At 71.8% G+C, this 12,849-nt stretch carries 13 protein-coding genes; 9 read left to right on the top strand and 4 right to left on the bottom strand.

Annotated features, from left to right (window positions below):
• Positions 1–10: 10 nt before the first annotated feature.
• Positions 11–2,089 (top strand): cellulase family glycosylhydrolase, encoded by a 2,079-nt coding sequence (locus CLT74_RS15870; protein WP_143697170.1) that lies wholly within the window; start codon positions 11–13, stop codon positions 2,087–2,089.
• Positions 2,090–2,195: 106 nt separating this feature from the next.
• Here the strand turns inward: CLT74_RS15870 and CLT74_RS15865 are convergent, their stop codons facing one another.
• Positions 2,196–2,654, bottom strand: a complete 459-nt coding sequence (locus tag CLT74_RS15865; protein WP_099847235.1) for a DUF2690 domain-containing protein — start codon at positions 2,652–2,654, stop codon at positions 2,196–2,198.
• A 139-nt stretch (positions 2,655–2,793) separates the two neighbouring features.
• Here CLT74_RS15865 and CLT74_RS15860 point away from each other — a divergent pair, with 139 nt between their 5' ends.
• The 8 genes from CLT74_RS15860 to CLT74_RS15825 all read left to right on the top strand — a co-directional run bounded on the left by CLT74_RS15860 (position 2,794) and on the right by CLT74_RS15825 (position 11,430).
• Positions 2,794–3,807, top strand: a complete 1,014-nt coding sequence (locus CLT74_RS15860) for a helix-turn-helix domain-containing protein (RefSeq protein WP_143697169.1) — start codon at positions 2,794–2,796, stop codon at positions 3,805–3,807.
• 85 nt (positions 3,808–3,892) lie between these two features.
• Entirely contained in the window at positions 3,893–4,687 is a 795-nt protein-coding gene (locus tag CLT74_RS15855) for a hypothetical protein (RefSeq protein ID WP_099847233.1), read from the top strand.
• 140 nt (positions 4,688–4,827) lie between these two features.
• On the top strand, positions 4,828–5,166 hold the full coding sequence (locus CLT74_RS15850) for a metalloregulator ArsR/SmtB family transcription factor (RefSeq protein WP_099847232.1): 339 nt from the start codon (positions 4,828–4,830) through the stop codon (positions 5,164–5,166).
• A gap of 41 nt (positions 5,167–5,207) precedes the next feature.
• Complete coding sequence (locus CLT74_RS15845; RefSeq protein ID WP_099852097.1) at positions 5,208–6,914, top strand: SulP family inorganic anion transporter; 1,707 nt, start codon at positions 5,208–5,210, stop codon at positions 6,912–6,914.
• Positions 6,915–7,341: 427 nt separating this feature from the next.
• Complete coding sequence (locus CLT74_RS15840; protein WP_143697168.1) at positions 7,342–8,106, top strand: AbfB domain-containing protein; 765 nt, start codon at positions 7,342–7,344, stop codon at positions 8,104–8,106.
• Between the two features lie 89 nt (positions 8,107–8,195).
• Positions 8,196–9,719 carry an ATP-binding protein gene (locus tag CLT74_RS15835; protein ID WP_099852095.1) on the top strand — a complete coding sequence of 508 codons (1,524 nt, stop codon included), beginning with the start codon at positions 8,196–8,198 and terminating at the stop codon, positions 9,717–9,719.
• A gap of 104 nt (positions 9,720–9,823) precedes the next feature.
• Positions 9,824–10,195, top strand: coding sequence for a YciI family protein (locus CLT74_RS15830; protein ID WP_099852093.1), 372 nt, complete (start codon positions 9,824–9,826; stop codon positions 10,193–10,195).
• Entirely contained in the window at positions 10,183–11,430 is a 1,248-nt protein-coding gene (locus CLT74_RS15825) for a DUF6596 domain-containing protein (RefSeq protein ID WP_099847230.1), read from the top strand. The genes CLT74_RS15830 and CLT74_RS15825 overlap by 13 nt, the downstream gene beginning before the upstream one ends.
• A gap of 22 nt (positions 11,431–11,452) precedes the next feature.
• Here the strand turns inward: CLT74_RS15825 and CLT74_RS15820 are convergent, their stop codons facing one another.
• Genes CLT74_RS15820 through CLT74_RS15810 form a run of 3 tightly spaced genes read right to left on the bottom strand, consistent with a single transcriptional unit; the run spans position 11,453 to position 12,827 of the window.
• A complete protein-coding gene (locus CLT74_RS15820; RefSeq protein ID WP_099847229.1) occupies positions 11,453–12,049 on the bottom strand; it encodes a maleylpyruvate isomerase family mycothiol-dependent enzyme in 597 nt (198 codons plus the stop codon).
• Complete coding sequence (locus CLT74_RS15815) at positions 12,046–12,483, bottom strand: SRPBCC family protein (protein ID WP_099847228.1); 438 nt, start codon at positions 12,481–12,483, stop codon at positions 12,046–12,048. The genes CLT74_RS15820 and CLT74_RS15815 overlap by 4 nt, the downstream gene beginning before the upstream one ends.
• A complete protein-coding gene (locus CLT74_RS15810; protein WP_099852091.1) occupies positions 12,480–12,827 on the bottom strand; it encodes a metalloregulator ArsR/SmtB family transcription factor in 348 nt (115 codons plus the stop codon). Before CLT74_RS15810 ends, CLT74_RS15815 begins: the two co-directional genes overlap by 4 nt.
• Positions 12,828–12,849: the final 22 nt, after the last annotated feature.

Raw genomic sequence — 12,849 nt, 5'->3', positions numbered from 1 at the left:
AGGAAAGCCGATGAGAAGAAGACTGGTCGGCGTACTGCTGGCCGTGGCCGGCCTGCTGGCCACCATGGGTGCCGGGCCGGCGGTGGCCGGACCTCCACGGGCCCCGGCGGATGGCGTACCCCCGAGGGCCCCGGCGGTGGCCGCGTCCCCGGCCGGTGCCGCGCCCGGGGCGGTGCCGGGTGCCGGGGCGGCGGGCGGCCGGGCCCAGGGGTTCGTGGTCCGCAAGGGCGACCGGCTGTTCGTCGACGGCAAGCCGTTCCGGTTCGCCGGGACGAACAACTACTACCTGATGTACAAGTCCCGGACGATGGTCGACGACGTCTTCGCCGACGCGAAGGCCGCCGGGTTCACCGTGCTGCGGCACTGGGGGTTCCTCGACATCGGCACCCCGGGCGGCACCGACTCGGTGCACGGACCCGCCGACGGCGTCTGGTTCCAGTACTGGGACGGCGAGAAGCCCGCCGTCAACGACGGCCCGGACGGCCTCCAGCGCCTCGACTACGTGCTGTACGCGGCCCGCCAGGCCGGCATCCGGGTGGTCATCCCGCTGACCAACAACTGGCGCGACTTCGGCGGCATGGACCAGTACGTGCGCTGGCGCGGCGCCGAACACCACGATGACTTCTACACCGATCCGGTGATCCGGGGCTGGTACCGCGACTGGGTGTCGCACCTGCTCAACCGGGTCAACCCGCTGACCGGGACGGCGTACAAGGACGATCCGACAATCATGGCCTGGGAGTTGGCGAACGAGCCGCGCTGCAAGGGCTCCGGGGTCTACCCCGCGTCGCCGGAGTGCTCCACCGACACCATCACCACCTGGGCCGACGAGATGAGCCGGCACATCAAGTCGGTCGACCGTCGACACCTGGTCGGCGTCGGCGACGAGGGCTTCTTCTGCGACGGCCCCGACGCCGGGCACTGGACGGTCAACTGCGGTGAGGGTGTCGACTCGATCGCGCTGAGCCGGCTGCCCGCCGTCGACGTGCTCGGCTACCACCTGTACCCGGACCACTGGGGCACCGACGCCGACTGGAGTGTGCGCTGGATCGAGCGACACAACCGGGAGGCGAAGCGGATCGGCAAGCCGGCCGTGCTCGGCGAGTTCGGCTGGCACGACAAGGCCACCCGCAACCCGGTCTACCAGCGCTGGACCGACACGTTCATCCGCACCGGCGGCACCGGCCTGATGCACTGGATCCTCTCCGGCAGCCAGGACGACGGCACCCTCTACCCGGACTACGACGGCTACACCGTCTACTGCCCGAGCCCGGTCTGCACCACGTTGAGCAACGCGGGCGAGACCATCCGGCGGGGCTTCCGCCCGCGCCCACCGGTCGCCGACCACGACACCGCCGTCACCGAGGCCGGCACGCCTGTCACCCTCACCCCGACAAGCAACGACATCGCGTACGCGGCCACCCTGCGGCCGTCCACACTCGACCTCGATCCGGGCGTACGCGGACAGCAGCGCGCGGTCTCCGGCACCGGTGGCCGTTTCGCGCTGGCCACCGACGGGTCGGTCGAGTTCACGCCGGCCGACGGGTTCCAGGGTCGGGCCGCCGCCTCGTACACGGTCCAGGACACCGCCGGCCGGCGGTCAAACGTCGCCGAGGTGACAATCACCGTCAAGCCCGCACCGGGCGACCCGATCGTGCTGGCCTCCTGGGAGACCGGGCTGGAGGGCTGGGCACCCGGCGACTGGCAGCCCGACGCCGGCACCCTGGCGCCTACCGACACCTTCGCCACGGCCGGCGCGTACGGCCTGCAGGTCACCGCGACCGGCGGCGGTTGGTTCGGGGTGGCCCTGCCCGAACCGGTGGACCTGTCGGCGAAGGCTGTGCTCCGCTACGACCTGCGCACCTCGGCCTCGGCGGGCACCTCCACCTCGATCGCTGTGCAGACCGGTGCCGGCTGGGCCTGGTGCCAGTCGGCGTTCGGCTGGGTCGGGGAGGGCACGACCACCACCGTGGAGATCGATCTGCTGACCCAGATGTCCTGTGACGCCTCGGCCCTGGCCGACGTCCGCGGCATCCTGATCTGGGTCAGCCCCGGCGTGCACGACCTGGACCACCTGCGCGCCGAGTAGGCAGCCCCTGCGGGGGTACCGGGCCGGCGCGTGGTCCCACGACGCGCCGGCCCGGTAGCCGTACCTGCCGGTCCTGCTCGCACCGCAGGGCCGACAGCGGCAGGTGTCAGGCGCAGAGCGGGTCGCTCGTGTACCTCGTGCCGGACGCCGTCACGACCTCGCCCACCGCACAGACAGTCATGTTCTGCCCGTAGAGCTGGTCGCCGTAGTACTGGTTGCCCGTGCCGCCGTACCAGTCGGTGGTGCCGCTCGGGTTGGCCCGGGTCACCCGCACCCGGACGGTGTTGTGCGGGCTGACCCGGTTGGAGATCCGGCCCCAGTTGGTCTTGCAGGTCTCGCTCCAGCGCAGCTCCACCACGGCGAGGGTGGTCGAACCCTGCATGATGTACGCCGGGTAGGTCGTGGCGTTGCGGGCGTTCGTGGAGCAACCCGTGTCGATCGGGTCGGTGCCGTCGCAGCCGTGTCCACTACAGGGGGCGGCGCTGGCGGGGGTCGCGACCAGGAGGCTGGCGGCGATGAGGGCGCCTGCGGCAGCGGCGGCCAACCGTCGGGCGTTCCGGATCATTGTCTCTCCTGACCTCTGATGGCTGTGTCAGCCCCGGGATTCGGCTTCTCATCTCTACCGTCCGTCGACACTGATCTCTACGCTGTGTCGCGTCGGACAATGAATCCCGGTTGTGGTCAATCAATTCGAGGAGCGGCCCATGGCCCGGGCGGAACGCCCCCTGGACCCCACCGCCGACCCGCTTCAAGCGTTCGCCGCCGACCTGCGGACGCTGCGCGACCAGGCAGGCCGTCCCACCTACCAGGCCCTCGCCCGGCGGGCCCACCGGTCCGCGAGTTCGCTGTCCGAGGCGGCCGGCGGGCGGAGACTCCCGACGCTGGACACGACGCTGGCGTACGTGCGGGCGCTCGGCGGCGACGAGGCGGAGTGGACCGAGCGGTGGCGTGCGGTCGCCGGCCAGGTCACGGCGGAACAGGTACCCGTCGCCTCGACCGGTGACCGCGACGGTGGGAGCGAGGCACCGCCCGCCGCTGCGGGGCCGGTCACCGCACCGCCTGCCGCTGCGGGATCTGCTGCTGCGGGGCGGGACGGCCAGGAACCAGCCGATCCGTCCACCCCGGCAGGTGATGCCACTCCGCCACGCCCGCTCCTCCGCCCGGCTCGCCGCACCACCCCGGCGGTGGTCGCCGGGGCGCTGGTGCTGACCGGGCTCGTCGCGGTGCCCTGGCTCGCTGGAGGGTTCGGCAGGCCGGAGGCGGGACCTACCTCCTCACCTGCGGTCGCACCGACGACCCCGGCGGTGGGCGTCCGCGACGGTGCCGACCCGAAGGACGCCGGGTGCGCCGTCGATGCCGAGGTGGCCACCCTGGACAGTGCCGCCGTGCTGCTCGACGAACGGGTGGTCGGCACGGTGGAGTTGCGCTACTCGCCCGCCTGCGGAGCGAGCTGGCCCCGGTTCATGCCGGTGCCCGGCGGTGCCGATGCGATTCCCCGGCCAGCCAGCATTCAGCTCACCGTGATCGACGGTGACCAGTCGACCCGGGTGGCGGACTTCGCCATGGACTACGGCGGCATCTCCACTTTCGGCAACCTGCTGACCAGCACCCGGACCTGTGTCTGGGCCCAGGTGCAGCTTTCCGGCCAGGGCTGGGCCTCGCCCCTGGCCCGGACCGGCTGCTGGCGGGGCGCCACCCAGGTGCGACCGATCCCCTGAGCCCGCGCGCCCGGCTCACGCCGGTTGTCGCCCAGGTCGCGGTGCCGAGAGCGACGTCCACGGCGAAACGACAGGAGGAGCGGTGATGGCCTTGGGTGACGCGTTGAGCACCGTTCTGACAGCCATCCCGGAGCTTGCATCGGCCGAGCCGCCGGCCCCGTCGGATCTGCTCCAGGCGGTGGTTGACGCGGTCTTCGGCCCGGGCAGTGTGATCGCCTGGTTCGTCGGTCTGTTGATTCTCGTCGGGCTCTGGCTGAGGTTCGGGCTCGACATCTACCGCGGTGCCCGGCAGGCGGGCGAGACGATCCGGGCTGCGGTCCGGATCAGCCTCCATCACCTGAGCCGGCATCCTCGACACCGGATCGTGGCGGCCTTCGTGACAACCCTTGTCGGTCTGACCCTTCAGGCGCTCTGGGTGCTCGCCACCTTCGCGTTCGTGTGTGCCGTATCGGCGGCCGTGGGCGCAGCCGACGTGGCTGACCCCCTGCGCTGGGACCGCTTCACCGGCTCGTACACGATGACCTGCGTTCTTCTGCTGGTGGCCGCCTACGTGCTGGCCAGCGCCGGGCGGGACCGTCATCTCGCCTGGCTGGCCGTCCCTCCGGCCGTGCTGCCGATCCTCGCGGGGGCGATCGTCGCGCTGATCGCTCTGGTCGTGACGATCGCCTACCTGCTCTCGTGGTTGTTCGTGCTGGCCATGAGGCTTTTCACAGATCGGGCTGAGGGCCCCGATTTTCTTGACGACGCCGTCGGTATGTGGGGAGTGGTGGTCGTCCTCGTCCTGCTGGCGCTCGGAGGATTCCTGGCAGTGTGGATCTCGGGCATCGCGGTATCGGCGTGGCGGGGGCCGGCGCAAGAGCCGATCAGCGACCCGGATTAGGTGAGGGAGGTCCGGTCGTCCGGACCAGGAGCCGCCGCACTCCCGGGCGATCCCTGGCCGTTGAATTGAAGAATTTCGCAAGTGCTAAAGTCGTCAGGGTGTTGCCGGGGAGTGGCGACACACCGAGGGAGGAGCGTGGCGTGTCGGTGCCGCTGTACCAGGCGAAGGCGGAGCTGTTCCGCACCCTCGGGCATCCGGTCCGGATCCGGGTGCTGGAACTGCTCCAGGATGGCCCCAGACCGGTGCGCGACCTGCTGGCCGCCATCGACGTGGAGGCGTCGAACCTCTCCCAGCAGCTCGCCGTGCTGCGTCGGGCCGGCATGGTCACCTCGCACCGGGACGGCTCCCTGGTGATGTACGCGCTCAGCACGCCCGACGTCGCCGACCTGCTGGCTGCGGGACGGCGGATCCTCGGCGCGGTGCTCACCGACCGGGACGCCCTGCTCGACGAACTGCGCGCCGGCGGACCGGAACTGTGACGTCCACCGACACCAGGCCGGTCGACCCGGCCGGGCCGACCCTGTCCGCCGCCTGGCGTCGGGTCCGCGACCTGCTACCGGGCCGCGCCGACTGGCAGGCAGTGCGCCGCTCACCCCGCCGCGACCTGGTGGCCGGGCTCACCGTCGCCGTGGTCGCGCTGCCGCTGGCGCTCGCCTTCGGGGTCACCTCCGGGCTGGGTGCGGAGGCTGGCCTGATCACCGCCGTGGTCGCCGGTGCGGTGGCTGCGGTATTCGGCGGCTCGAACCTCCAGGTCTCCGGCCCGACCGGCGCGATGACGGTGGTGCTGGTGCCGGTCGTGGCGCAGTTCGGGGCGACCGGGGTGCTGATGGTCGGCGCGCTGGCCGGGCTGATCCTGATCGCCCTCGCCCGCCTCGCCCGCCTCGGCCGCTACGTCCGCTACCTGCCGGTGCCGGTGATCGAGGGTTTCACCGCCGGCATCGCCGTGGTCATCGCCCTGCAACAGGTGCCAGCCGCGCTCGGCGTCACCGACGCGCAGGGCGACCGGGTGTGGGCGGTGGCGGCCGACGCGGTCACCCGTTTCGTCGTACACCCCCGGCCGGTCGCCGTCGCGGTGGCCCTCGGTGTCGCGGCGGTGATGCTGCTCGGTGCCCGGTGGCGTCCGACGCTGCCCTTCTCGTTGCTGACGGTGGCCGCCGCCACGCTGTTCGCGGAGTTCGTGCCGGTCGACCTGGTCCGGATCGGCGCGTTGCCGCAGACGTTGCCCACGCCGTCGCTGGACTTCCTCGACCTCGGGGCGGTGGGCGTGCTGCTGCCCGCCGCGCTCGCGGTGGCGGCGCTTGCCGCGTTGGAGAGTCTGCTCTCGGCCACCGTCGCCGACGGGATGACCGTCGGCCAGCGGCACGACCCCGACCGGGAACTCTTCGGGCAGGGCCTGGCCAACCTGGCCTCGCCGCTGTTCGGTGGCATCCCGGCCACCGCGGCCATCGCCCGTACCGCGGTCAACGTGCGGGCCGGGGCGGCCTCGAAACTGGCCGCGCTCACCCACGCGGTGGCGCTGGCCGGCATCGTGCTGGCCGCCGCGCCGCTTGTCGGCCGCATCCCGCTCGCCGCCCTGGCCGGCGTCCTGCTGGCCACCACCGTACGGATGGTCGAGGCGGCGTCGCTGCGGGCACTGGCCCGAGCCACCCGGGGCGACGCGCTCGTGCTGGGGCTGACCTTCGCCGTCACCGTCATCTGGGACCTGGTGACCGCCGTGGCCGTCGGCGTCGGCGTGGCCGTCGTGGTGGCGCTGCGCGCCATCGCCCGCAGCGCGAAACTCGAACAGGTGCCGCTCGACCCCGGCGAGCACACGGCCGAGGAGCAGGCCCTGCTCGCCGAGCACATCGTCGCCTACCGGCTCGACGGGCCGCTCTTCTTCGCCGCCGCGCACAGTTTCCTGCTCCGGCTCTCCGACGTCGCCGACGTACGGGTGGTCATCCTGCGGATGTCCCGGGTCTCCACCATCGACGCCACCGGCGCCCACGTCCTCGGCGACGCCATCCGGCGGCTCCAGGGTCGCGGCATCACCGTGCTGCTCTCCGGCATCGTGCCCGGCCACGACCAGGTGCTCGACGCCCTCGGCGTGGCCGACCAGCTACGGCACGACGGACTGGTCTTCCCCGACACCCCGGCCGCCATCGCGTACGCCCGGACTCTCGCCCTGGCCCCCGCCGGTGACCGGAAGCTCGAGGGAGGCTCGGTACTGGCGCCGATCCGGCGAAGGTGAGAGTGTGTCCGCTGCGGCCCTTTGATCATGTCCGGGCAGGCGTGTGCCGCTGAGCCAGCAGGAGAGCATCATGTCCCAGAGTGGCAACGGTCGGTCACATCTGCGGATAGGCGGCTGGCTTTCCGGGGCAGGCGGGCCCGAGTCGGGTACCACCCAGCCAACACCTCATCAATCGGAAGCCGTTACGAAGCAGCATCGGGCCGCCAGGTCCCTACGACGGAACACGCCACGGCCGGTCGTCGCGCCGTCCGCCGACGCGGGTGGTGCCATCGACCCTCACCCGGTAACAGTCCCCGAGTACCGTTCCCGCGACGAAGCGCCACATGCTGCCACCGGCAGCCGGGGTCAGATCATCGGCCGGGCCACCCGACGACGCGCGCACCTGCTCGGCGGGTTCGCCCTCGTCGTCGTCACCGCGCTCGTCGGGGTGATAGCGCTGCGCGACGGGGCTCCCCAGGAGCCGATCCGCGGCGAGTTCGTCGCCGGGATGCCCCTTCCCGACGGCGCCGTGGACGACCCTGCCAACGGCTGGCCGCCCGGCATCGACGACACCGGAAACGACGAAACCGCGACGCCGGGCCTGACCGCCGACCCTGTCGTCCGGCCCGGCCTCACCCCGCGCGCCGACGCCGGCTCGACCGCCCCCGGCAGCACACCGGCGAACCCGGCCACAAACGTCCCACCACCCGCCCCGAGTGCCCCCGCACCACCACCACCCTCCGCCGCACCCGCCCGCCCGGCTGGTCCGAAGCTGGTTCCCGGTGCCCGTATCGGTCTGGAAGCCACCAGCCAGTCCGGACACCGGGTCCGACACGCCAACTTCCAGGCTCGAGTCGAACCGGTGAATGCCAGAAGCAGCGCCGGCACGAAAGCCGATGCGGCGTTCATCGTCCGTTCCGGTCTCGCCAGCGGTGACTGCGTCTCTTTCGAGTCGGTCAACTTCCCCGGCCACTACCTTCGACACTCCGAATTCCGCGTGTTCCTGCACCGTGCCGACGGCAGCGCCCTGTTCCGCGCCGACGCCACGTTCTGCCCGGTCACCGGCATCGGCGGCCGGCACACGTCACTGCGCTCGCACAACTTCCCGGACCGGTACCTGAGCCACCACCCCCACGCGCAGATGCGGATCTCCCAGATCGGTGACGGGGCAGCGTCCTCGACGGCCACCTTCCTGATCCGACCCGCCCTGTAGCCGGCCCACCGCCTTCCGCGGTGGCAGGTGCCCCTTCGCCCTGGCAGACTTCTCCTGGTCGATATCCCCGGGTGAGGGACGTGGTCCAGGTGGACGAAGAGCGGTACCAGCTCCGACCGCACGCCGACCACTTCGAGCGGTTCGGCGCGCAGATCAGCGTCGTCGACCTGGCCGGCACCCTGAGCGCGGCCCGTACCGGTGCCGTGCCGCTGCTGGACAGCACCGCCTTCCCCACGCCGGTACGCCAGGTGCGCTGCACGCTCCGTGCGCCGCACGACGGTGGTCGGCCCGGGTACCGGTTCGAAGCCGAGATCCGCACCGGCCCCGCGCATCCGCTGGCGGTCGTCACGGCCAACTCACTGCTCGGTGTGCTCGTCGGCCCGGCGGGGCTGCTGTTGGCCCGCAGGCTGGCTCGCACCCGACCCGGTGCCGAGAAAGCGCTGGCCGGGGTGGGTAGGGCCGCGGTCGCGGCGTCCCACCGCCTGGGGATTTCCGCCCCCGCCCCGCTTCCCGACGGCATGCGAGCCACCGATCCGGCCGGCATCGCGACCCTCGGCGAGGCGGCGGAGCTGGGTCTGCGTACCGATCTTCAGTGGCCCGCGACGGGCGGTCGCGGCGAACAGCGCATCACCATGCGGGTGACGATGCCCGGCGATGCCGTCACGCCGGCGAGCGTGAACGCGGCTTTCGGTGTGGTGCTCCAGGCGGTGCGGGAAATCGTCGGGGACGGCCCGGATCCCCGGCTGCTGCGCGGGCACCGGTACGTGCTGGGCCGGCCGCCGGAGGTGACCCGGCCGCTGGACCTTCCCGATTCCAACGCGGCGACCCTCGATCAGGTCGGTGGTCTCGACGAGGTGGTCACCCGATTCCGCGAGATCGCCGTGTCGTTCCGTCATCCGGAGGTGCTGGCCCGCTGGGGCGCCCGCCGACCACAGGGGATTCTGTTGTACGGTCCGGCGGGAACCGGCAAGACCATGCTGGCTCGGGCCCTGGCCAACGAGATCGGGGCAGAGTTCAGAGAGATCCGTACCCCGGAGATCCTCGACAAGTGGCTCGGTGGGTCGGAGCGCAACATCAAGCAGATCTTCCGGGAAGCCCGGCGCTGGCGGGAGCCCACCGTGCTGCTCTTCGACGAGTTCGACAGCATCATCAGCTACGCCGGGGCTGGTGGCGACGCCGCCAGCCAGGCGGTCAACGCGGTGGCCGGGATCTTCAAGCAGGAGATGAACACCCTGGTCGAGGAGAACCCGAACGTCATCGTCGTGGCCACCACCAACTTCCCGCACCGGGTGGACGCCTCACTTGTCCGTTCCGGGCGGTTCGACGTCAAGCTGGCCATTGCGGCACCCGATGAGACCGGCCGCGCCGACATCTTCGTCAAGATGCTGCGGAACCTGGTCGCCCGGCACGAGCGTCCCGGCTTCCGACTGGTCGCGGACGACATCGACGTCCAGGAGCTAGCCGCGCTCAGCGCCGGTTTCACCGGTGCCGACATCCGCGAACTGCTGCGCCGGGTCCAGTTCGCCAAGGCGATGCGGGAGGCGGTCGGCGGCGTGTCGGTGGATCCGATCACCCAGTCCGACCTCAGGGCCGCGATTGCCACACTGCGCTGAGTTCAGTCCAACGCTCTCCCTCGGCGGCGGGTGGCGATTCGGGCTTCCGTCGTTCGTCATCTTGGTGCGGGCCCCATGGCCCACTGGGAGCGAAGGAGATGACCATGCGTTACGCGCTGCTGATCCACTACCGCGAGCCGGACCAGGGCGAGCTGTCCGACGAGGTCGTCGCCGAGGCGCGGGCGGCCTTCGACGCGTACGGTCGGGCGCTTGTGTCAGCCGGGGTCCTGCTGGCGGCCGACGTGTTGCAGCCGACCGCGGCGACGACGACAGTCACCCGTAGGGACGGTGACCTGCGGGTGCAGGACGGCCCGTTCGCCGAGACGAAGGAGGCGCTGGCCGGGGTGTTCCTCCTCGATGTGCCGGACCTCGACGCCGCGATCGGTTGGGCGGAGAAGTGCCCGGCCGCGCAGTGGGGCGTGGTGGAGGTACGTCCGAGCGCGACGGCGATCGTCGACGGGGTATGGACGAGCTGACCGTCGGTGACGGAGGGTGGGCAGCCGCGGCCGTCGCGGCCCGCGACAGCTATGGACGGCTGCTCGCCCTGCTGTCCGCGTCGACAGGCGACCTCGCCGCCGCCGAGGACGCCCTGGCCGACGCCTTCGAGCGGGCCCTGCGCACCTGGCCCGACCAGGGCGTGCCGGCGTCTCCGGACGGATGGTTGCTGACCGTCGCGCGTAACCGGCTACGGGACCTGTGGAAGTCTGCGCACTGGCAGCGCACCGGGCCGCTCGACGTCCAGCGGGACGCCCCCGTACACCTCGACGATCTCGACCTGGACGCTATCCCGGACCGCCGGCTGGAACTGATGCTCGTGTGCGCGCACCCGGCGATCGAGCGCGCCGTGCACACCCCGCTCATGCTCAACACGGTGCTCGGCTTCACCGCCGACCAGGTCGGCCGGGTCTTCTCGGTGCCGACGTCGACGATGGCGACCCGCCTGGTACGCGCAAAGCGGCGCGTCAAGGCCGCGCGAATCCCGTTCCGGATCCCGGACCGCGGCGACCTGCCGGGGCGGATGGCAGCGGTGCTGGAGGCGGTGTACGGGGCGTACGTCATCGACTGGACGACGACCGGACCGGAGGCCCGGCAGGTACCCACCGAGGCCCTGCACCTGGTCGAGGTGCTGACGACGCTGATGCCCGACGACCCGGAGGCGCACGGCCTCGCCGCCCTCGTGCAGCTCTCGTCCGCGCGCCGGCCCGCCCGCCTCGACGGCCACGGGCGGTTCGTGCCGCTGGCCGAGCAGGACCCGTCGCGCTGGGATGACCGCCTGATCCACCGGGCACACGAGCACCTGCGCGCCGCGCACGGGCGCGGGCAGGTCGGCCGCTTCCAGCTTGAGGCCGCCATCCAGGCCGTGCACTGTGCCCGGCGCGAGACCGGCACCACCGACTGGCCGGTGCTGCTGGACCTGCACCGCGCGCTGCACGTGGTCGCGCCGTCGCTCGGCGGTGCGGTCGCCTGTGCGATCGCCACCGCCGAAGTCGACGGACCAGCGGCCGGGCTGGCCCGGCTCGACGAGCTGCTTACCGTCGCGGGCGACCGGGCCCGACGGTTCCAACCGGCCAGGGCCGCCCGTGCCCACCTGCTCGAACGGCTCGGCTGCAACGGGGAGGCGGCCGTCGCCTACGCCAGCGCGATCGACCTCACCCACGATCCCGCCGAGCGGGAGCACCTCCAGCACCGCCTCTCGCTCCTGCCGGGCTGAACAGTTCCCGCTGGCCTCGGTGTCAGCTGCGGGGGAGGGTGCGCCCGTCGGGCAGCGTACGACCGCTCAGCAGCGCCACGAGTGAGCCGCCGTCGGCGCGGACAAGCTCGCCCTGTCCCGCGCTCCAGGCGATGTCGGACGCCTCCAGCCGGACCGCTGTCACGTCCACCCCGAACAGGGCGCCGTTGGTGGCGGCGAGGTGGTCGAGCACGGTGGTCAACGCCTCCCGTGGTGCGACCGCGGGTCGGCCGAGCGCGATCGTCACATCCAGCGAGTGGATGACGGCGTGGCTCAGGGCACCTGCCGCGCCGCCGCCCGGCGGCTGCCACGCGTGCAGCTCCGGCGACCGAAGTTGACCGAGAAGGACGACGAGTGGCAGCGCGGCGTCCCGCGCCGCCACGGTGTCGGAGAGCACTGTGAAGTCACCGCCGGCCGTCGCCAGTTCGGCACCGAACTGCTCGTGGGTCAGCCGCACCGGCATCGTCACGTGCGCGATGACCTGGCGTACGAGCCACTTCTCGCACAGCGAGGGTGCGTCCCACGTCGCGACGGTCGCGGCGGCGAGGAGATCGGCGAGCCGCTCGTAGGTCGATGCCACCCAGGACTGCGGATCGGTCACTGTCGGTCTCCCTGCATGAGGTGAGCGAGGTGTTTCTCGAGCTTGTCGAGGGAGGTGAGGAAGCCGGCCTGCGCCTCGGGCCGACGCATGCCCTCGGGTACGTGCCGCTGATGGATGACGACCGAGGTGGTGCCGTCGCCGAGGTCGTCGAGCGTGCTTGTGGTGTGCATCCCGCTGGCCGGCTCGATCCAGGCCAGCCGTTCGGGCGGTACCACCTCGGTGAACGTGGCGACCATCCGGTGGCTGCCGTTCGTCCCCACCATCAGGGTCTCGAAGCGGCCCCCCGGCCGGAGCTCGACGATGATGCCGTCGATTGGGGTGTCCATCCCGTGCGGGCCCCAGAACCGCGCGAGTTCGGCGGGCTCGGTGAGGCAGCGCCATACCAGCTCGCGTGGTGCCCGCAGCACCCGCCGGTAGACGAACTCGTCGTTCACCGGCCCTCACCCTGTTGCAGATCGGCGAGGCGGGTTTCCAGCCGGTCCATTCGCGCCGCCCAGGTGCGTCGGCTCTGCTCGATCCACGAGACGGCGACCGCCAAAGCGGCCGGTTCGAGCCGGCACGGCCGGGTCTGCCGGTGTCGGCCCCGGCTGACCAGACCGGACCGCTCAAGGACCCCGATGTGCTGTGACACGGCCTGCATGCTCATCTCGTACCGCTCCGCCAACTCCTTGACCGTCGCCTCGCCCGCGCTGAGCCGGGCGACGATGTCCCGCCTGGTGCGGTCGCTGAGGGCGGTGAACACCGCGTCAAGCCGCTGATCCTCGGTGGTGGTCCCCATGGCCATTACTCAAGCATCTACT

The organism is Verrucosispora sp. CNZ293 (assembly GCF_002754655.1).
The sequence above is the reverse complement of the archived record's forward strand: the minus strand, read 5'-3'. Positions and strand labels throughout refer to the sequence as shown.

Coding starts and splice junctions, on each gene's coding strand:
- CLT74_RS15830 (WP_099852093.1), top strand. CDS start 9,824: ATGCGTTACGCGCTGCTGATCCACTACCGCGAGCCGGACCAGGGCGAG.
- CLT74_RS15865 (WP_099847235.1), bottom strand. CDS start 2,654: ATGATCCGGAACGCCCGACGGTTGGCCGCCGCTGCCGCAGGCGCCCTC.
- CLT74_RS15825 (WP_099847230.1), top strand. CDS start 10,183: ATGGACGAGCTGACCGTCGGTGACGGAGGGTGGGCAGCCGCGGCCGTC.
- CLT74_RS15860 (WP_143697169.1), top strand. CDS start 2,794: ATGGCCCGGGCGGAACGCCCCCTGGACCCCACCGCCGACCCGCTTCAA.
- CLT74_RS15855 (WP_099847233.1), top strand. CDS start 3,893: ATGGCCTTGGGTGACGCGTTGAGCACCGTTCTGACAGCCATCCCGGAG.
- CLT74_RS15870 (WP_143697170.1), top strand. CDS start 11: ATGAGAAGAAGACTGGTCGGCGTACTGCTGGCCGTGGCCGGCCTGCTG.
- CLT74_RS15810 (WP_099852091.1), bottom strand. CDS start 12,827: ATGGGGACCACCACCGAGGATCAGCGGCTTGACGCGGTGTTCACCGCC.